Origin of the sequence: Bradyrhizobium sp. 87 (genome assembly GCF_023073015.1) — a bacterium.
Lineage (GTDB): Bacteria > Pseudomonadota > Alphaproteobacteria > Rhizobiales > Xanthobacteraceae > Bradyrhizobium > Bradyrhizobium canariense_D.
This window is the reverse complement of sequence record NZ_JADPIQ010000090.1, coordinates 190514-209635: the sequence shown is the minus strand read 5'-3', so window position 1 is coordinate 209635 and position 19122 is coordinate 190514. Positions and strand designations below refer to the sequence as shown.

The following is a 19122-nucleotide window of genomic DNA, read 5'->3' as shown; positions in this document are numbered from 1 at the left end:
GTTGGAAACGATCAAGCAGTGCCATGACTTGATGACGCTCGGCGTGAACTACAAGTTCGACTGAACTCCGTTCGCGGGACGGACCGCTTCGACGTCACGGCGCCGGGCAGGCCGCTCCGGTCTTCACCCAGGCCTCGACCAGCGCGCCGGCCTGCTGTTGCGTGCCCGGCACGGGCGAGCGGCCGAAGCCGGGCTTCCAGGCCCAGCCGACGAGGGTGTCCAGGCCGATATGGTCGATCAGGTCTTCCACCTTGCGCCCGCCATTGCGCGCGGGATCCCTGATCTGCTCGCAGATCTCGCCGACGGTCTTGCCCTCCCAGGCCATCTCGCGCGGGGCGAGATGCCATTCGGGATGGCCGGGTATGCGGCCGGGCTCGAAATTGGCCTTCTGGTGGCAGGTGTTGCAGCGCATCGCCTCGAGCCCGTGGCCGTCAGCGCCGCGCGTCACCGGCGGCTGATGCAGGCGGGCATTGTCGCCCTGGTGCGGCCTGTCGCCGGCCGGATGGCAATTGGTGCAACGCGGATGCGTCAGCACCTTGCCGAGCTCGGTGAAGATTGCGGCCGAGCGCTTCTCTGTGTCGCCGATCGAGGCAAAGCTCTCGGGCGAGGCGAGGGCGTGACCTGCCGTCTCCGACGCCGCGTAGCCTGCACCGAAACTGCCGGCGAGGGCGGCGACCACGGCAATCATCTTGAACCGCACGTCGGAGATCATGATGCGCGTCACTTGGTGGCCATGAGGTAGCGCTTCGAGTCGGCGAGGATCACGTCGCGCACCGCCTCGTGATATTTGACGTAGCCGGTGCAGCGACAGAGATGACCGTCGAGCGCATCCGCGATGGTTTGCTCCAGCGCCTCGCGCGCGACCGGTGTCCGCGACAGGCGCTCCAGCAGGACCTGGCCCTCATTGAGGAAGCCGGCGGTGCAATAGCCGCACTGAAAGGCGAAATGCTCGATGAAGGCCTTTTGCAGGGTCGAGAGCTCGCCGTCCCGCGCGTGCCCCTCGACGGTGCGGATCGACTTGCCGTCGAAATTCACGGCCGGCGCGACGCAGGTCGGGCTGGTGGTGCTGGTGCCGTCGGGCGCATCGATGATGACGGCGCAGCTCAGGCATTGCGCGGCGCCGCAGCCGAACTTGGTGCCGGTCATGCCCAGCATCTCGCGCAGAAAATCGTTCATCGAGAGATCGTCGCGGACGTCCATCGGGCCGTGCTTCTGGCCGTTGATGGTGAGGCTGAGGGTCGTCACGCGAGCACTCCCTTCAATAGGCTTGCGGTGACCGGCAGCGCACGGAAGCGATGGCCGGTGGCGTCGTGGATGGCGTTGATCAGCGCCGGCACGATCGGGATCATCACGACCTCCGCCATGCCCTTCGGCGCTTCGTCCGGTACTAGCGGCTTCAGCATCTCGATCTCGAGATCGCGGAGCGGCAGGTCGGAGCCGCGTGCGACCAGATAGCGCCCGAGATTCCATTCGCCGTTGCCGGGGCCGCCCTCGAACGGTGGGAGGGTTTCGAGCAGCGCGTAGCCGACGCCCATGGCGAAGCCGCCCTGGGCCTGGCCCATCACGACCTCGGGCACGAGCGCGGTGCCGCATTCGAACACACTGTAGGCCTTGGCGATGCGCAAGCTCCCGGTTGCGCGCTCGATCTCGACGCGGACGACCGTCCCGCACATCGAGGTGTAGGCGGTGCCAATCCGGTTGTTGTCGGTCGGCGGAATCTTGACGCTGGTGCGGTTGATCCGCTCGAACTTGCCGTTGCCTTTGCGGATCGCCAGCGCATCGATCTCGGCGCGGTATTGCTCGCCGGACACCGGGAAGCGTGCCCGCGACCACGCCCAGCGCGAGAAGCTGTGCGCAACCGCACCGGTGACGAAGCCGCGCGCGTGAGCTGTTGCGGCCAGTACCGGCAGCGCCAGCGGTTCGAGGCCGGGCATGGTGAGCTGGCCGTTCTGCCAGCTTGCGGCGTCCCATTGCCCCGCGCGCCGATCGGTCTTTGCGACGCGCCACAGCTCAAGCGCCGCGGGCCACAGGCCGAAGCGGAAAATCACGCGGGCGGCTTCCGCGGCCGAATGCGTGCCGACATGCGCGCCGATCGAGGAGCTCGTCGGCGAGCTGATCGCGGGCACCCAGCGCGGATTTTTCTCCGCGGCGTCCTGGGTCTTCTGGTCCATGGTGGAGGGATCGCCTGATGTGACCAGCCCGAGCATGTCATAGCTGTCGACGCGAGCGACCGAGACCTCGTCGGCGATGGCGCCGAGATGGCCGGCGACCCGGTTGGCCAGCGCCGTCCCGATGCCGTTGCCCATCTCGACGTGATCGCAATAGATGACGATCCTGCCGTCGGGGGCGAGCTCAACGCGTCCGAGCGAGCCGTCCGCACCGGAGCCATAGTCTTTCGTCACGCAGGCAACGCCGGTGCCGACCAGCCGATCCGACGAGGTCTGCTTGAACTGTGCCCGCTGCTGCCAGATCGGGTGCTTCTCGAGCTTGTCGAGGATTTCGGGCGTGCGCACCGAGACGATGTAGGGATTGCCCGTCATGGTCCGACCGTTCTGCGGCAGCGCGTTACGCCGCCGGAATTCGATCGGGTCGCGCTTGAGCTCGGAGGCGGCTTCGTCGATCAGGACCTCCAGCGCCGTCATGGCTTGCAGGATGCCGTAGCCCCGCATCGAGCCTGCGCTCACGCCGCGCGAGTGCACCGCGACGGTCCTGACGTCGACCTTCGGAATGTCGTAGATGCCGATCGCGCCGGTGGCTGCGACGACGGCGACGCTGGCCGAGAAATGGGCGAGCCCGCCGCCGTCGAGCACGTGATCGGCAGCGAACCCCTTGATCTTGCCGGTCGCGCGATCGATGCCGATGCGCGAGCGCATCTTGATCGCGTGGCGTTTGATGCCGGCCTGAAACTGCTGGTAACGGTCATGCGCCAGCCGCACCGGCTTGCCGGGAAAGCAGACCGCCGCGAGCGCCACATACAGAATGAAAGGCGTGTGATCGCGGCCACCAAAGCCGCCGCCGACATGGGCGAACTGCGCGTTGATGTGTGCCGGCTTGTAGGGCGCGCGGGCCTTGCCGAAGAGATGCGCGATCGACTCCGCCGCTTCGTAGGGCGACTGGACGCCGAGCAGCAGTTCGAGATTGCCGCCCTTGCCGTCGTACCAGGCGAGCCCGCATTCCGGCTCCAGGAACATCGGGTCGACCGATTGCGTCTCGAACTCGCGGTCGAGCACCAGCATGGATGGGTCATCCGCTGCAAGCTCGGCGCGGATCTGCTCGCCATATTTCGCCGCCTTGGCGTAATCCGCCGGCGTGTCCTTCGCGAGCGGCGACCACACCGGCAGCGCCGCGCTCTGCACCTTCTTGGGCGAGACCCAGCCGGCCTGGAGCGGCGAATAGACGTCCGGTTGGTCAGGCGAGGGACCTGCCACGCGGGTGAAGCGGAAGGCCCCGTAATCGGGCACCACGACAGGCCCGGTCTCCTCGCCGAATTGGACGAACGTGCCGTCGCGGAGCGCGAGACGCGCCTGGTCGAAGGCATCGAACTTTTCGAAGATCAAAAGCGCGACCGGCTGCCCGAGATAAAGCGGCGTCTTGCCGATCGGACAGAACAGGTCGCCCGCATAGAATTCCGGCACCTGCGTCCCGATCCGATCGAGATCGGCGGCTGTCACAACCACCGACGGCTTGAGCGCGCCGCCGAGGCGGCCGAGGTCCAGCCCGGTATAGACATGCGTGGCGTCATTGGCGCGGACCAGGATGGCGTGCGAGGTGGCTTGCGGCCAGCCCGGCAGGTCGTTGGCGCGGAAGTCGGACGCGTAAAGCTTCGCACCGGTGACCTTGGCGACGCCGTCGACACGGCCGGCGCCCGTTGTCGCGGGATTGAACTTGCCGCGTCCAGGCAGCGTTTCGTGCGCTGCGAAGGGAACGCCCGCCGCGGACGCCAGATGTGACAGGCTGACCGAGATGCCTCCCGCCGATAACCACTTCACGAACTCACGTCGCGAAGGCGTCATGATCAGATCCTTGGACAGAGTTTCGAGAACATCGGGATGCTGGCAGCATTCGATGTACGCAGGCCACGGACCCGCGCGAGCGCCGAATCCGTTACGATTCATTGACGATAGAACGGGCGAGGAGGTTTACAACCAATGAATGTGATACGCTTACGGCTCGAATTGCGGTTTCGAGCTTGCTTTAAAATCGAATCGAACGGAAGACCGTCAGGCAACAGGGGGCGAAATGCAAATGCAGCACGATTCGAACGGTGCAGCTTCAGTCACCAGCGTGACAGGGACTATGACATTGTCGCGCCGCCAGTTGCTCGATTGCGGTCTCAAAGCCGGCGCGTTGTCGCTGTTCGCAGGTGCCGCGAACGCCCAGCACGCCGTGCACGACCATGCTGGCATGTCCCACACCGCGGACATGTCGCCGACCATGCGGATGGTCGCTGAAACGCCCGTTCCTGCCATGGACCAGGCGCTGGTCGAGCCCGAGGTGCGGCGGTCCGTCAATGGCGTGCTGAGCACGACGTTGCGGGTCGGCTACGCCTATCGCCAGATCGGCGGCGTCCGGCTCTATGTCAGATCCTATGACGGCGGCAGCCCCGGCCCGACCTTGCGCATGAAGCCCGGCGAAACCCTGCGCATCAAGATGATCAACGATTTGCCACCGAACCGCGATGGATTGCCGGCCGACATCAGCCATCCGCACCAGTTCAACAACACCAATTTCCACTTCCACGGCGCGCATACCAGCCCGAGCGGGATTTCCGACAACGTCATGCGCTCGATGGCGCCGGGCCGCAGCTACAACATCGAAATCACCCTGCCGGCCGACCACACCAGGGGCACCTACTGGTATCACCCGCATCACCACGGCAGCGCCGACATCCAGATGTCCTCCGGCATGGTCGGCGCCGTCGTCATCGAGGGCGATTTCGCCGACGTCCCCGAGATCGCGACAGCCCGCGAACGCCTCATGGTGCTGACCCAGGTGGTCTACGATGCCAACGGCATGGTCGAAAATTTCGAGACGCTGTTTCCCGAGACTGCGACGCGCTTTCTCGCCATCAACGGCCAGCGCCGGCCAATGATCGAGATGCGGCCCGGCGAGGTGCAGCGTTGGCGCATCCTCAACGCCGCCTATCAGGACGACATGCTGCTCGACCTCGAAAAGCACGATCTGCATGCGATCGCCTATGACGGCATCCAGCTCGGTGCCATGCAGCCGCTCAAGCAGGTCCTGATCGCGCCGGGGCAGCGCGCCGACATTCTGGTGAAAGCAGGCAGCCCCGGCACCTACGCCTTCAACGCGGCGCCCTACGACCAGGGGCATCCTTCGCCGGTGGGGCCTCTGGCGCGGGTCGTGGTGTCAGGCGCGCCGATGGACATGCAGCTGCCGCGCGCCCTGCCACCAGCGCCGCTCGCGACCATCAAGGACTCCGAGATCACCAACCGCCGCAAGGTGGTGCTGTCGGCCACCGCGCCGGAGGCCGATGCCGCCGGCCATTGGCAGGAATTCGAGTTCTTCGTCGACGGCAAGAAGTTCGACCCCGGCCGCATCGATCAGCGGGTCAAGCTGGGCGCGGTCGAGGAGTGGACCATCGTCAATACGCATGAGCATGACGACCACGTCTTCCACATCCACACCAACCCGTTCCAGGTGATCTCGGCCAACGGCAAGGCGCTGGCGGTGCCGGAATGGCGGGATTCCGTGATCGTGGAGCGCAAGGGCGGCGTGGTCGTGTTCCGCTCGCGCTTTATCGATTTCACCGGTGTCTACATGCTCCACTGCCACATGATGAACCACGAGGAGATGGGCATGATGCAGACGGTCGAGGTCTACAAGCCGTAAGCTTCTGGGAGGACGCCTCTCACCAGGCGTATCTGACCACGCCCTTGCCGGCGTAGGAGCGCGTGACCTCGGAGAACTCGCCCTCGAAGGTGCCTGCCGCAGACCAGCCGTTCATCCATTTCATTTCGAGGGACGCCGTCGTCAGCGCGGACTCGCTGGCCTGCCTTGCGCCGTTGACGGTGAAGCTGGCGCCGGGCAGCGCCTGGAAGGTGGAGTTGATGGCGTGGTCCGGGTTGAAGTCGTGCGCCCAGGCCGCACGGCCTCGCAGCGAGAGGATCGCGTTCGGCATCGCCCAGGATCTGTCGGCGCGGACGCCGAGTTCGCTTCGGGTGTCGGTGACGCTCTTCGAGCCGTAGGCCAGCGCAAAGGTGTTGGTGCCGGAGACGACGGACTCGGCGTAGGCCGGCAGGTCGAAGGTGGTGAACTGCCCGGCCGCATAGGGCGTGAGGCCGACGCCGCCGATCCACGGCGTCACGAAGCGGTAGCCGCCTTCGAGGCGTCCCGACCAGGCGTTCGCATTGAACTGCGCGCGCAGGTGATCGACGCCGGCAATCGTCACGGTGCGGCAGTGGTGACATCCTGCCAGCCATAGGCCAGCGCGCCCGAGACGTAGGCCGCGCCGAGCGTGTGGCGCACGAAGGCGCCGGCCTGGAACAGGTCGGAGCGACCGCTGCCGCCATTGACGACGTTGAAACTGCTGCCGCCACCGGCGAGCGCAAAGCCTGCGACGGTGTTGGGTGAAAGGATATAGTCGGCACCGGCCGCCATGCCGAAGATGCGGCTGGTGCTGGTGTTGGAGCCTGCCGCGAGGTTGCCATCGGTGGTTTGCGCGCCGCCGAAGCCGGCCGCCCACACGCTCCAGCGCGGATCGTAATTGCTCCGCAGCGGCGCCTTGCTGTAGATCGCGGCATAAGCGTCGCGCTCGTTCTTGCTGCGCGGCTTGCCTGACGAGGCGTAGGCGTTGGCGGCAACATTATCCTCGGCATAGGCCGGCGCATGGACGCCGTCGCCGCGTCCGGGCGTGAACGGATCGGTCATGATGCTCATGAACTGGGTCATGGCGTTGAAAGTGGTCTGCTGCGACCCCGTCGCGGTCTCGCCCGAGGCCTGGGTCAGGCCGGCCGGTGTCAGCCCGCTATAGACCAGCGGAATGCCGCCATTGGTGTTGAAGTAGCCGACGATGGCATTGCCGACCCCGTTCTGGTTGCCAGTCAAACTGCCGCCTGGCGGGACGAAGTTCAGGACCAGGTTCAGATAGGCGTGGGTGGGATCATAGCTCAGCGTCGTATGGAAGTTCGTGGGCAGGTTGGTGTCGACCACCGCTCCGAACGTGCCGCTGACGCTGCCTGCTGTGAGGATCGTGTACTGCGTGGCGACGTAGCTGCCATTGGCGTAGGTCGCGTTCACCGTGGCGCCGCCGAGCGTGGCCGAACCCGTCACGCCGATGAAGCTCGAAGTCGTCGGATTGATCTGCACCATGTAGATGGCGCCGGACTGAAGGGCGAGACTGCCGGTTACGTTCAGCGACGTGCCTGCGGCGCCGTTGCCCGCCGCCAGGGTGCCGCCGGTGTTGATAACCGTATTGCCGACGGTGCCGACGCCCGACAGCGTGGCGCCGCTGCTGACGGCGGTCAGCACCGACGATGCGATCGAGCCGTTCACCACAAGCTCGCCTGCGTTGACAGTCGTGCCGCCGGTGTAGGTGTTGGTGCCCGACAGTGTCAGCGTGCCGGTGCCCTGCTTGGAGACCAATCCGCTGCCGCCGATGGCGCTGCCAAAGGTGACCGCATCCGAGCGGTTGAAAATTAGCGCCGCGTTGTTGGTGATGTTGCCGAGGACCGAGCCTGTGGTGCCGCCGTTGCCGATCTGCAAGGTTCCAGCGGAAATCGTGGTGCCGCCAGCGTAGGTGTTGGTGCCCGACAGCGTCAGCATGCCGGTGCCGGTCTTGACCAGCGCACCGCCGATTCCTTGGATCGTACCAGCAACTGTGGTCGACTGGTTGTTGCCGCCAACCGTGATCGTTTTTGTGCCAAAGTTGAACGTGCCCGTGCCACTGATCGAGCCGGCAGTCGTCCCCGCGGATGTTAGGGTCGAGAAATCAACGACACTGCCCGCAAAAGTCCTCAGAGTGGCATTGCCGCCACTGCTCGTATCGAAAAACTGGACCAATTGCAGGGTGACATCGGCGCTGCTGGCTGTGCTGTTATTGAAGAATTGCAGAACGCCACTGCCGTTGAATGCGGCGCTGCCGGCGCTGCTCGCGTTGCTGAACGTGGCGGTGCTGTTCACCAAGATCCTTGCAGTGCCGGCTGAGCTGGTGTCCTTGAACACCACAGCGGGGCTGCCGCTGAAGGCGTTGATTTGCGCGTTCCCGGCCGTGCTAGAATTGTTGAAATAGATCCTGTTGGCAGCGCCACCGCCGCCTAAGCTAATGCGGGAATTACCGGCCGTGCTGGTGTCGTAAAAGTTGACGCTGCCGCCGTTCTGGATGTCAAATTGAGTTGCAGGAGCAGCTCCTGCGCCGGCCGTGCTGCTGTTGTAGAAATTCAGAGCATTTGTGTCGTTGCGTATAAAGACTTGGCCGCCCTGGGCATTGATACCAGCGTCGATGAAGGAAAGAGACCGGCTATTGGTGAAGTGGTAAGTCGACGCGCCGCTGTTGAAGGTCCAGCCGCCGAAGCTGGCGTCGGCCGAGAATGAAACTGCCGTCGTGCTGGAGGTGCCAAAGAACGCGGTGCCAGTTGGCACCACGGCCGGGCTCCAATTGGCGGCGGTGTTGAAGTCGCCCGTGCCTGGGCTGGTCGACCAGGTCGAATCTGCGGCCTGCGCCGCCGCCGTACCGGCCAGCGTCGCCGCCAAGGCAGTCGAAGCCAGCCACGCTGCCCGCTTGGTTGAAATCCGCCGAAATCCCGACACTTGCCCACCTGACGTCTTGTTGACTGCCAGGCCATTGGCGGCACGACATGGCGACGCTATCGGAGTGGAACCCCTGGAACAATGAACCGTTGTTCGCAGCCGAGGCCATTGCTGGCGGCGTGCGTCATTTCAGCCACAGGCAGCAACTTCGGCGTGCGGCCAAGGTCTCTCCGAGCAGACAACACGGGCTCGGCCAGGCTTCCCCTGGCGGCCTGCATGGCCTATGACGCTGCAACGCAACAATCCCCCAAAAAGACCTCATGATCCGCCTCGACAACGTCAGCAAGCAAGCCGGCCACCAGATCCTGTTCATCGAAGCGTCCGCCGCCCTCAACAAGGGCGAGAAGATCGGGCTCGTCGGCCCGAACGGCGCCGGCAAGACCACGCTGTTCCGGATGATCGCCGGCGAGGAACTGCCCGATGAGGGGCAGGTCTCGACCGATCGCGGCATCACCATCGGCTATTTCAACCAGGATGTCGGCGAGATGGCCGGCCGCAGCGCCGTGGCCGAGGTCATGGACGGGGCGGGACCGGTGAGTGCGGTGGCCGCCGAGCTGCGCGAGCTCGAGACCGCGATGGCCGATCCCGACAAGGCCGACCAGATGGACGAGATCATCGCGCGGTACGGCGAGGTGCAGCACGCGTTCGAGGAGCTCGACGGCTACGCGCTCGACGGCCGTGCGCGCGAGGCGCTATCCGGCCTCGGCTTCAGCCAGGAGATGATGGACGGCGACGTCGGAAAACTCTCCGGCGGCTGGAAGATGCGCGTGGCGCTGGCGCGTATTCTCTTGATGCGTCCCGACGTCATGCTGCTCGACGAACCCAGCAACCATCTCGATCTAGAAAGCCTGATCTGGCTGGAGAAGTTCTTGCACGACTACGAAGGCACGCTGCTGATGACCTCGCACGACCGCGAGTTTATCAACCGCGTGATCTCGAAAGTGGTCGAGATCGATTCCGGCTCGCTTACGACCTACGCCGGCAATTACGAATTCTACGAGCAGCAGCGGGCGTTGAGCGAGAAGCAGCAACAGGCGCAGTTCGAGCGCCAGCAGGCCATGCTCGCCAAGGAGATCAAATTCATCGAGCGGTTCAAGGCGCGCGCATCTCATGCGGCGCAGGTTCAGAGCCGGGTGAAGAAGCTCGACAAGATCGAGCGGGTGGAGCCGCCGCGCCGCCGCCAGACGGTGGCGTTCGACTTCCCACCGGCGCCGCGCTCGGGCGAGGACGTCGTTGCGCTCAAAAAGGTCTTCAAGGGCTACGGCAGCAAGCGGATCTATGACGGGCTCGATTTCATGATCCGCCGCAGGGAGCGCTGGTGCGTGATGGGCGTCAACGGCGCCGGCAAATCGACGCTACTCAAGCTCGTCGCCGGTGCGAGCGAGCCGGACGAGGGCACCGTTGCAGTCGGCGGCAGCGTCAAAATGGGCTATTTCGCGCAGCACGCGATGGATTTGCTCGACGGCGAGCAGACGGTGTTCGAGTCACTCGAATATGCGTTTCCGACCGCGGGGCAGGGCTCCCTGCGCGCGCTCGCCGGCTGCTTCGGCTTCTCCGGCGACGACGTCGAGAAGCGCTGCCGCGTGCTCTCGGGCGGCGAGAAGGCGCGCCTGGTGATGGCCAAGATGCTGTTCGATCCCCCGAACTTCCTGGTGCTGGACGAGCCGACCAACCATCTCGACCTCGCCACCAAGGAGATGCTGATTACGGCGCTGTCGGATTTCGAGGGCACCATGCTGTTCGTCTCGCATGACCGGCATTTTCTCAGCGTCCTGTCGAACCGCGTGCTGGAGCTGACGCCCGAAGGCATCCACCAGTTCGGCGGCGGCTACACCGAATATGTCGCGCGCACGGGGCAGGAAGCGCCGGGGTTGCGGTCGTAGTGATCGGCGGTAGCCCGGATGGAGCGAAGCGTAATCCGGGTTTCGTGCCGCGTGGCTAGTCGTGCGCTGCGGATGGTCCGGCCCCGGATGTCGCTTCGCTCATCCGGGCGACAGGAGTCCGTGGAAATCTCGTAGCCCGGATGGAGCGTAAGCGTAATCCGGGTCAGTCTTCGCGTTCGCCGAAGCTACCAACTATCTCTCCAGCTCCTCCCCAATCGGGCGGAAGCACGCCTTCGCGGACCTAGCGGTGAAGCGATGAATGCGGCCAGTCTGCCGGCGAAGAGACATACCCGTGCTTGGCCGGGTTAAAGTGGATGTAGTCGGCGCAGCGTTCGAAATCGGCGTCGTCACGAATCGTGTGCTCCCAAAACCGCCTTTGCCACAGAGAGAACTCCCCCCGACGATTGCGGGAGATGGGGGCACCTGAAACAGCCAGTTGATGCGTGAAGGAGCTCTTGATCCGCCGCCATCGGCCGGAAAAATCAGCGTCATTGTCCGGCAGCGTCATGATGACGTGCAGATGATCAGGGAGGACCACGATTGCTTCGATCGTGAATGGCCTTTCAGCGCGCGCCACCCGGAATGCGTGGCGCAGCTTGTCCACATGATCGACCAACACGGATGATCTTCGATCATCCAGCGTCACGGTGAAAAAGAAGGTCCCACCAGGGAGAAGATTGCGCCGATAGCGAACCACGCGAGCACCTTCCCGGATTACGCTTCGCTCCATCGGGCTACAACCAGATCGAGAGATTTGCAATCCATTCGCTTGCTTGCACGTTTCAGGGGCTCTCGCTACGCTGTTTCAAAAAAGCGGAGCGAAATAGCCATGAAGCAACTCCGGATCGGCGACATCACCATCGATGCGGTGATCGAGCGGGAGGGGCCGTGGCGGCGGCCGCAGGATTTTTTCCCGGCTTATGACGAGGGTGTGTTCAGGCACCATCTGCCGACCATGGAGCCGGAGGTGTTCGATGCCGCGCGCGGCATGATGGTCATCACCTATCAGACCTTCGTGGTGCGCACGCCGCGCTATACCATCCTGGTCGACACCTGCACCGGCGAGGACAAGGGCCATCCGCCGCCGTTCGATTTTCCCGGCAAGGAACGCTGGCGCAACGAGCTGTTCGCGCTCGGCATCGGCTTCGAGCAGATCGACTACGTGTTCTGCACGCATCTTCATATCGACCACACCGGCTGGAACACGACCTTGCGCGATGGCCGTTGGGTGCCGACGTTTCCGAATGCGAAATACGTCTTCCACAAGGGTGAATATGCGGCCTGGGAGGCCGAGCATGCCAAGGGCCGCAACCCGCCCGGCACCGTGTTTCGCGACAATTGCCTGCCGATCGTCGAGGCAGGCCAAGCGCTGCTGGTCGATGACGATTACGCGCTCGACGACACCGTCACGCTGACGCCGACGCCGGGGCATTCGCCCTCCCATTGCTGCGTGAACATCTTTTCGAAGGGGCGCCGCGCGGTGGTCGCCGGCGACCTCATGCATCATCAGATCCAGTGCCGCGAGCCGGACTGGTCGGCCAAGCCGGATTGGGATGCGAAGCAGTCCGCGGTGTCGCGGCGAAAGTTTTTTGCTTCCGTCGCCGACACCGACACGCTGATCCTGCCGATTCATTTCCCGGCGCCGACGGTCGGGCTGATCAGGCCGCTCGGCGCCGCCTTTGATTATCGTTTCAAGCGGGATTGACCACTGGGTCGCCGTCATGGCCGGGCTTGTCCCGGCCATCCACGACCATGGCTGCACGAAACAAAAACGTGGATGCCCGGGACAAGCCCGGGCAAGACGAGTTCGTGGAGCGCCCGCGCGTCGAACGCTTTAGTACGTATAGAACATCCGCTGGATTTCCTTGGTGTCGGTCGTCTTGGTCAGCGCCAGCATCAGCAGAATGCGCGCCTTTTGAGGATTGAGCGTATCCGAGACGACGAAGTCGTGCTCGTCGTCCTTGGCCTCGCCGTTGCGCGCGACGATGCCGTTGCCGACCCGGCTGCTGCGCACGATCACGACACCCTTCTTGCGGGCCTCGTCGAGGGCTGGCTCGACCGCGGGGCGAGCCAGGCTGCCGTCACCGACGCCGGCATGCACGATCCCCTTGGCCCGGGCGGCGACAAACGCGTCGATCGCGACCCGGTTCATGTTGGCGTAGCCGTACACGATGTCGACTTGCGGCAGGACATCGAGGCTGGAGACGTCGAATTCGGAGTCCGCCGTGTGCCGGCGCGTCGATTGACGATAGAAGTACGGCTTGTTGCCCTGCATGTAGCCGAGAAAGCCGAGTTCCGGGGCACGGAAGGTGTCCGCCGTCGAGGTGTTGTTCTTGGTGACATCGCGAGCCGCGTTGATCTGATCGTTGAGAGCAACGAGCACGCCCTTGCCGACGGCCTCGTCACTGCCTGCGAGGATCACCGCATTGAAGAGGTTGATCGGTCCATCCGCGCTGATCGCCGTCGACGGCCGCATCGCGCCGACGACGACGACAGGTTTCTTGCTCTTGACGACGAGGTCCAGAAAATAACTGGTTTCTTCGATCGTATCGGTCCCGTGCGTGATCACAATGCCATCGACGTCGTCCTGCGCGAGCAGCGTGTTGACGCGCTTGGCAAGCTTGAGCCAGTAGTCATTGTTCATGTTCTCGCTGGCGATCTGGAAAACCTGCTCGCCCTTGACGTTAGCCACCGTTTTCAGTTCGGGGACGGCATTCAGGAGCGTCTCAATGCCCACCGTGGCGGCGGTGTAGCCGACCACGGTGGTGCTGCTCGCCCCGCTGCCGGCGATCGTGCCGCCGGTTGCGAGCACCATGACATTGGGCAGTCCCGGGCCCCGCGCGTTCGCGGCTTCAAGTCCGATGAGCAGCGCGAAGAGCAAGCTCATTGCCGCGATGAAGTGATGACGCACTCGAGGTTGCCACATCTTGACGTTCCCTTTGCTAGAAAGCCTTGTCGATGCGCCCCGTTTCGCTCAGCACCGCATGATCGGTCAGTCGAGAGCTCCTGTCTAGGGCGACGCTGCTTTCGGATGATTTGGTCTGGAAGCCGGCACACGGAAACACACACGCGAATGGCCGGGACAAGCCCGGCCATGTGGCAGTTCGTCTGGCGATTGCTCGCTAAAGCAGCAGCGAATTTGCGGCGCCTTACGCGCCCATCTCGCACTTCTTCATAAAGCTGTTCTTGGCGGCGCCGGCGAGCGGCTTGCCCTCGGCGCTGACGGCCTTGGGCGCGCAGGCTTCGGCTTTGCACTTCTTCATGAACGAGGCCTTGGCGGCGCCAGCCAGGGCCTTGCCGTCCTTGCCGACCGCCTTGCTTTCGCAGGTGTCCTCCGCGAGGGCCGAACCCGCTGCGAACGTGGCAACGATCGCAGCCAGGAAAATCCGCTTCATCATGATTGTCTCCCTAAACCAGAAATGGCACGCGGATTGGAGCCGGAAATCGTGGCGCAATCAAGCTGGATGAGCGCCTGCCGCCCGGTCTTGCTGGCGATTTCCGACCGCGGGTACGAAAGGGCCGACGCCTGCTGCACTGCTCGCTGACCGGGACGGGCGATCCTGCTAGCTTCAGGCGAGTTTAGCCGAAAGGGAGCATCGTAATGGAGACCCTGATTGCGAACATGCCGGATGCCGCTTCTGACCGGCATTCTCACCTGGTTCGGCCGCAAGAGATGGAATGGCAGAAGACGCGCTTTCCCGGCTGCGAGGCCAAGACGCTGCTGTTCGATCGCAGCAGCGGTCTGATGACGGCCTTGATGCGCTTTGCGCCGGGATCGGTGCTGCCCGATCACGAGCATGTCGGCGTCGAGCAGAGTTATGTCATCGAGGGCGCTCTCGTCGACAACGAGGGACCGGCCAAGGGGATTACCTGCAAGGCCGGCGAATTCATCTGGCGCGAGGCGGGCAGCCGGCATGCCGCCTGGTGCCCGGAGGGCGCCCTGATCCTGGCGATCTTCCAGGTGCCGAACAAGTTCTTCGAAGCCGACGGCCGCGTCGTCGATGCCGCCGGTCAGGATTGGGACCAAACTTGGGGGCACACCGACGCGCAGCGGGCGGGGAAGGCGCGGTAGGCGGCTCTTCGAAGCTCAAGTGCCGTCATTGATGCTTCTGACGAGCGTGGTGACCTGAACGGCGATCAGCCGCCGCATCTCCTTGCCGTTCCTGGCGGTTTCGCGCAGTCCCCGCATGCCGAACACCAGGCATCGCGCCAGCACCTCCGGCTCGACCGCTAACCCGGCGGCATTCACCTGATCGCGGATGAGGTCGGCGACCAAACACTGGAAGTTGTCGTAGACCTTCCGAACTGCGGGGAAACGGAGGTCGAACAGATCTGCCGAATCGGGATGCGCCTCGATCAGGTCGAAGCCATGCGATCCCCAGGATTTACAGGCGTGGAGCAGCCTGGCGTGAAGGCCGTCGAGGCGCGCGATTGCGGCCCTGATCTCCCGATGCTTCTGCTCGTCCATTCGCTGGATCACCGCCGCGAACACGGCGTCCTTGTCGGGGAAGAGCAAATACAGCGCCGGCCGCGACATTCCCGCCCTGGCGGCGATGTCGCCCATCGTCGTGCGGGCATGGCCGTAGCGGGAGAAGACCTCCGTCGCAGCCTCGACGGCGAGCTCTTCTTTCGAAATGCTGGAACGAGCCATGAGCCTCACAAGCGTCGGAACTGAACGTCGGGTCATATTGACAAAGTATCAATAATTGTCAATATGACCGAAAGCGGCATGAAGCCACGAGAGGTTCTGCGAGATGAACGATGAAGCGCGACTGAAGACCTGGAACACCTATCAGGCGGCGTGGGGACCCATCGATGAGGACGAGCGGCGTCGGCTGCTCGAGCAAAGCGTGGTCGCGGACTGCGTGTATACCGATCCGGGCTCGCAGGTTGAGGGACGCGACGCCTTGATGGCGCGCATCGGTCAAACCCAGCTCAAGTTTCCTGGCGCGCATTTCAGGAATGACAGCTTCCTCGAGCACCATGATCAAGGGCTTTTTCGCTGGACGATGTATGACGGCGCCGGTCGCGTGTTCGTCACGGGCGAGAGCTTCGGCCGTTTCGGCGACGATGGCCGCCTCGTTCAGGCGACGGGCTTCTTCGAGGTGCCCGCTGCCAAGTCCTGAACGCCGGCCGGCGCGGCGGTCGATCCTGCCGCTCCGGATATCGCCCTCAGGCGCCGCGCGCGAGAAGCGCCTTGAAGTCCGCGCGTGCGCGCTGCGCTTCGGCTCGCGCCACCTCGGAGGCGTCGCCGAGGCCGAAATAGCCGTGGATCAGGCCGGGGCCTTCATGATGCTTCACCGGCACACCGGCTGCCTCCAGCGCCCGTGCGTAGGCTGCACCTTCGTCGCGCAGGGGATCGAACCAGGCGGTGGTGACGATCGCGGGCGCGACGCCGGCGAGCGAAGCCGCGCGCAGCGGTGAAACGCGCCAGTCGGTCGCATGAGAGGGATCGGCGAGATAATGACCGCAAAACCACTCCATCACGGCGCGCGAGAGGAAGTAGCCTTCGGCATTCTCGGCGCGCGAGGGGAAGCGTGCGTTCTCGCGCGCGTCCGCATAACTCCCGAGGACGTCGGTCACGGGGTAGACCAGGAGTTGCGCCGCGAGCTTGATGCCGGCGTCGCGGCAGGCGATCGCGGTGGTGGCGGCGAGATTGCCGCCGGCGCTGTCGCCGGCAACGCCGAAGCGTTTTGCATCGCCGCCAAATTCCGCGACGCGGCCAAACACGTCGCTGACCGCGGCAAAGGCGTCCTCGAACGCGCCGGGAAAACGCGTTTCGGGCGGACGGCGATAATCGACGGAGACGACGACCGCGCCCGTCTCGATCGCAAGGTTGCGTGCCTGCCGGTCGTGGGTCTCGAGGTCGCCCGCGACCCAGCCGCCACCATGGAAGAACACCACGGTCGGCGCCGGCGTGGTGCCGACGCGGTAGACCCGTGCATCCAGCGGACCGGCGCCGCCTTTCACCTTGATATCCGCGATGATGTCGACCGGTGGTGGCGCTATGGCCGCGCGTGAGGCAGCCAGTGCACGCAAGGAATCGCGGGCGCTCTGTGGCGTCATCGTCGTGGCATCGCGCATTGGCAGCAGCGGAATGATCTGGGCGATGACGGGATCGAGCGGTGCAGCCATGTTGGCTTTCATGGGATCCTCACAGGGTTCTTGGTCTTGCTTGCGGGTTAGCATAGATATTGCGCGCCGCATCGGCAACCGCTCGCGTGTTGGCGCGCCAGGGGATGAACGGGCAGGGAGGTCTTGAGGTGGAATTCGAAACGCTGGTCCAGTCGCGCCGCAGCGTGCGCGGCTTCAGGAACGAGCCGGTGCCGCGCGCGGTGATCGAAGCGATCATCGACAGCGCCAAGCGTGCGCCCTCGTCGATGAACACCCAGCCCTGGCACGTCCACGTGCTCACGGGCGGTCCGCTGGAACGGCTGCGCCGACGCAACATGGAGGAGATGGTTGGCGGCGCCAAGGTGAAGCGCGACATCGTCAGTCACGGCGAGTATCAGGGCGTGCACCGGACCCGGCAAGTCGACGTCGCCAAGAAACTGTTCGGCGCGATGGGGATCGCGCGCGACGACAAGCCGATGCGGCAGGACTGGGTGCTGCGCGGCTTCCGCCAGTTCGATGCGCCGGTGTCGCTGGTCTTGACCTATGACCGCGTGCTCGATCCCGGCGCGGTCTGCCATTTCGACCTGGGCGCGCTCTGCTACGGCATCGTGCTCGCGGCCTGGGACCGCGGTCTCGGTTCGGTGATCAACGGGCAGGGCATCATGCGCTCTGACATCGTGCGCGAGGTCGTAAACATTCCGGAGGACGAGGTGATCATGACCTGCGTCGCGATGGGCTATCCTGACGACAACTTTGCCGCGAACGCGGTGCGCTCCGATCGCGAGGGCAACGACGATTTCGTGCGCTACGTCGGATTCGCCGAGTAGTGCGGGCAGAGGAGATTATTCTCTCGCCGAAATTTTTGGTGCGGACCGCTTGGCGGCCTCTTGCAATCTCGATCGTGCAGGAGGAACAATGTGCGGACTGAAAGGTTTGATGCTGGCGCGAGGGAATTGACATGCGGCGGCTCGCTAGCCTGGTTCGACGGTTCTTCGGCCCGCGAGTGCGGCGTCCGATCGATGATGATCCAAGTCTTCCTTTCACACCCGAAGAGTTCGGCCGGCTGATCCGCAGCGGCCGGCACGAGGACATGAAGCTGCTGGCCGAAGGGCTCGCCTGCCGGACCGTTCCGCGCCGCACCAGACATCGCGCCGCGCACTAGACTGGGGTCGAGACGGGTTGCTGCGCTTACCTCGTGAGAGCGACCTGCCTGAACGCGGTCAGCAGCGCCTTCTCCAACTTTCCGCTCATCCCGCATAGGATGTCATAGGCTTCGCTGCGTGGCAGCGTCGGCTTGTAGTGCCGATACTCGATCAGGGCCGCGAAGATGTCCGAGATCGTGAGAATCCGCACGATGTCGCCAATACTCTCGGCCCCGAGTGCATCCGGATAGCCGCTGCCGTCAAGAAATTCGTGATGATGCCGCACGGCATCGAGGATCTCCGGTGAGATATTGTCGTGGTCTTTCAGGAAATCGTAACCCGCAATCGGGTGAGTCTCGATCATGGCACGTTCGGCCGGATCGAGACGGCCGGGCTTGTCGAGGATGGCAAGCGGGATCCGGGCCTTGCCGAGGTCGTGGAACATGGCCGCCGAATACAGCCGCTCGAGATCGGCGCGGCCCACACCGAGACTCAGTCCGAAGTCGATCGCAACGCCGGTCACGAGCAGGCAGTGCTGGTAGGTTCCCTCGTGGTGGCGCCGCACAGTGGTGAGCCACTCGGACAAGCCATGCTGGGTGATGCGATCAGCGATCTTGCGGCCGGCTTCCTTCGTGCCGTCGACATCGATGGGCTCGCCGAGCGCGACGGCCGTGAACATCGACGCGATCGCCGTCGCCGCGGCCTCGACGGCATTGTCCTGCTGCGGCGCCTGACCTGAGGAAGCAGACGCCTCTTCGGCGGAATCAGCCAGCGCTGCCAGCAGCTTGATCTTGTCGATCGTCCCGGGAAGGACGAGCGTGGCCCCGAGCGCGTAGGCCTGCGAGATACTCATGTGAGAGGGGTGCTCGACCAGGAAGATGCGCTTCGTTGCCTTTGCGAACTTTATGGCTCGTTTCTTGATGGCCGCGATGGTGTGGACGTCACGCAATTCCGCACGGATGACGATCGCGAACGGCATCTGGGACAGCTTGGCTTCTGCGTCGAGCCGTTCGCCTGCGAAGGCAAACCGTTGCTCGAGAATCGAACAGACGCTCGACAATTTTTCCGAGGAGTCAGCCAGCACATGCACGAATGGGCGTGCCGCTTCCTTCTCTCGGATGCCGCCGTCGCCTTTGACGGGGCGGGATATAGTTCGCGCGTTCTGCACGGTTGACCTGAATCATGCTGGAGTTGGATCGGGCTGATGAATCCTT

General features: G+C 64.3%; 17 protein-coding genes and 1 pseudogene. 7 read left to right on the top strand and 11 right to left on the bottom strand.

All coding sequences use genetic code 11. From position 1 onward, the window contains the following. Nucleotides 1-94 precede the first annotated feature (94 nt). Genes IVB50_RS23660 through IVB50_RS23650 form a run of 3 tightly spaced genes read right to left on the bottom strand, consistent with a single transcriptional unit; the run spans nucleotide 95 to nucleotide 4013 of the window. Nucleotides 95-712: an Isoquinoline 1-oxidoreductase subunit gene (locus IVB50_RS23660; RefSeq protein ID WP_247297677.1), complete on the bottom strand. Its 618-nt coding sequence runs from the start codon at nucleotides 710-712 to the stop codon at nucleotides 95-97. 8 nt (nucleotides 713-720) lie between these two features. Beyond that, nucleotides 721-1245: a (2Fe-2S)-binding protein gene (locus tag IVB50_RS23655; RefSeq protein ID WP_018456342.1), complete on the bottom strand. Its 525-nt coding sequence runs from the start codon at nucleotides 1243-1245 to the stop codon at nucleotides 721-723. Further along, the gene (locus tag IVB50_RS23650; RefSeq protein ID WP_026233146.1) at nucleotides 1242-4013 is read right to left on the bottom strand and encodes a molybdopterin cofactor-binding domain-containing protein; all 2772 of its coding nucleotides are present in this window, start codon (nucleotides 4011-4013) and stop codon (nucleotides 1242-1244) included. The genes IVB50_RS23655 and IVB50_RS23650 overlap by 4 nt, the downstream gene beginning before the upstream one ends. A gap of 232 nt (nucleotides 4014-4245) precedes the next feature. On the opposite strand from IVB50_RS23650, the gene IVB50_RS23645 reads away from it, so the two are divergent. After that, nucleotides 4246-5853, top strand: a complete 1608-nt coding sequence (locus IVB50_RS23645) for a multicopper oxidase family protein (protein ID WP_247297446.1) — start codon at nucleotides 4246-4248, stop codon at nucleotides 5851-5853. Nucleotides 5854-5872: 19 nt separating this feature from the next. On the opposite strand, the gene IVB50_RS23640 is transcribed toward IVB50_RS23645, so the two are convergent. Both IVB50_RS23640 and IVB50_RS23635 read right to left on the bottom strand, forming a co-directional pair. Next, nucleotides 5873-6412, bottom strand: coding sequence for an autotransporter outer membrane beta-barrel domain-containing protein (locus IVB50_RS23640; RefSeq protein ID WP_247297444.1), 540 nt, complete (start codon nucleotides 6410-6412; stop codon nucleotides 5873-5875). Further along, the gene (locus tag IVB50_RS23635) at nucleotides 6409-8712 is read right to left on the bottom strand and encodes an autotransporter-associated beta strand repeat-containing protein (RefSeq protein ID WP_247297442.1); all 2304 of its coding nucleotides are present in this window, start codon (nucleotides 8710-8712) and stop codon (nucleotides 6409-6411) included. The genes IVB50_RS23640 and IVB50_RS23635 overlap by 4 nt, the downstream gene beginning before the upstream one ends. Nucleotides 8713-9029: 317 nt before the next feature. Here IVB50_RS23635 and IVB50_RS23630 point away from each other — a divergent pair, with 317 nt between their 5' ends. Then, complete coding sequence (locus tag IVB50_RS23630) at nucleotides 9030-10652, top strand: ABC-F family ATP-binding cassette domain-containing protein (protein ID WP_204511036.1); 1623 nt, start codon at nucleotides 9030-9032, stop codon at nucleotides 10650-10652. A gap of 163 nt (nucleotides 10653-10815) precedes the next feature. On the opposite strand, the pseudogene IVB50_RS23625 reads toward IVB50_RS23630, so the two are convergent. After that, nucleotides 10816-11349, bottom strand: a pseudogene (locus tag IVB50_RS23625) (transposase). A 132-nt stretch (nucleotides 11350-11481) separates the two neighbouring features. On the opposite strand from IVB50_RS23625, the gene IVB50_RS23620 reads away from it, so the two are divergent. Then, on the top strand, nucleotides 11482-12357 hold the full coding sequence (locus IVB50_RS23620) for an MBL fold metallo-hydrolase (RefSeq protein ID WP_247297440.1): 876 nt from the start codon (nucleotides 11482-11484) through the stop codon (nucleotides 12355-12357). 129 nt (nucleotides 12358-12486) lie between these two features. Here the strand turns inward: IVB50_RS23620 and IVB50_RS23615 are convergent, their stop codons facing one another. After that, nucleotides 12487-13578: a type II asparaginase gene (locus tag IVB50_RS23615; RefSeq protein WP_026233150.1), complete on the bottom strand. Its 1092-nt coding sequence runs from the start codon at nucleotides 13576-13578 to the stop codon at nucleotides 12487-12489. A 223-nt stretch (nucleotides 13579-13801) separates the two neighbouring features. After that, the gene (locus IVB50_RS23610) at nucleotides 13802-14050 is read right to left on the bottom strand and encodes a hypothetical protein (RefSeq protein WP_247297438.1); all 249 of its coding nucleotides are present in this window, start codon (nucleotides 14048-14050) and stop codon (nucleotides 13802-13804) included. A 203-nt stretch (nucleotides 14051-14253) separates the two neighbouring features. On the opposite strand from IVB50_RS23610, the gene IVB50_RS23605 reads away from it, so the two are divergent. Continuing rightward, on the top strand, nucleotides 14254-14724 hold the full coding sequence (locus tag IVB50_RS23605; RefSeq protein ID WP_018456351.1) for a cupin domain-containing protein: 471 nt from the start codon (nucleotides 14254-14256) through the stop codon (nucleotides 14722-14724). A 15-nt stretch (nucleotides 14725-14739) separates the two neighbouring features. Here IVB50_RS23605 and IVB50_RS23600 read toward each other — a convergent pair whose 3' ends face one another. After that, nucleotides 14740-15303 carry a TetR/AcrR family transcriptional regulator gene (locus IVB50_RS23600; protein ID WP_247297435.1) on the bottom strand — a complete coding sequence of 188 codons (564 nt, stop codon included), beginning with the start codon at nucleotides 15301-15303 and terminating at the stop codon, nucleotides 14740-14742. 103 nt (nucleotides 15304-15406) lie between these two features. Between IVB50_RS23600 and IVB50_RS23595 the strand changes: the two genes are divergently transcribed. Then, nucleotides 15407-15778, top strand: a complete 372-nt coding sequence (locus IVB50_RS23595) for a nuclear transport factor 2 family protein (protein WP_018456353.1) — start codon at nucleotides 15407-15409, stop codon at nucleotides 15776-15778. A gap of 46 nt (nucleotides 15779-15824) precedes the next feature. Here IVB50_RS23595 and IVB50_RS23590 read toward each other — a convergent pair whose 3' ends face one another. Then, nucleotides 15825-16787, bottom strand: coding sequence for an alpha/beta hydrolase (locus IVB50_RS23590; RefSeq protein WP_026233151.1), 963 nt, complete (start codon nucleotides 16785-16787; stop codon nucleotides 15825-15827). 128 nt (nucleotides 16788-16915) lie between these two features. Between IVB50_RS23590 and IVB50_RS23585 the strand changes: the two genes are divergently transcribed. Together IVB50_RS23585 and IVB50_RS23580 are read left to right on the top strand one after the other, a co-directional pair. Continuing rightward, entirely contained in the window at nucleotides 16916-17593 is a 678-nt protein-coding gene (locus IVB50_RS23585; protein ID WP_026233152.1) for a nitroreductase, read from the top strand. 131 nt (nucleotides 17594-17724) lie between these two features. Then, nucleotides 17725-17928: a hypothetical protein gene (locus IVB50_RS23580; RefSeq protein ID WP_018456356.1), complete on the top strand. Its 204-nt coding sequence runs from the start codon at nucleotides 17725-17727 to the stop codon at nucleotides 17926-17928. A gap of 26 nt (nucleotides 17929-17954) precedes the next feature. Here the strand turns inward: IVB50_RS23580 and IVB50_RS23575 are convergent, their stop codons facing one another. After that, nucleotides 17955-19076, bottom strand: a complete 1122-nt coding sequence (locus IVB50_RS23575) for an HD domain-containing phosphohydrolase (RefSeq protein ID WP_026233153.1) — start codon at nucleotides 19074-19076, stop codon at nucleotides 17955-17957. Between the last annotated feature and the right edge of the window lie 46 nt (nucleotides 19077-19122).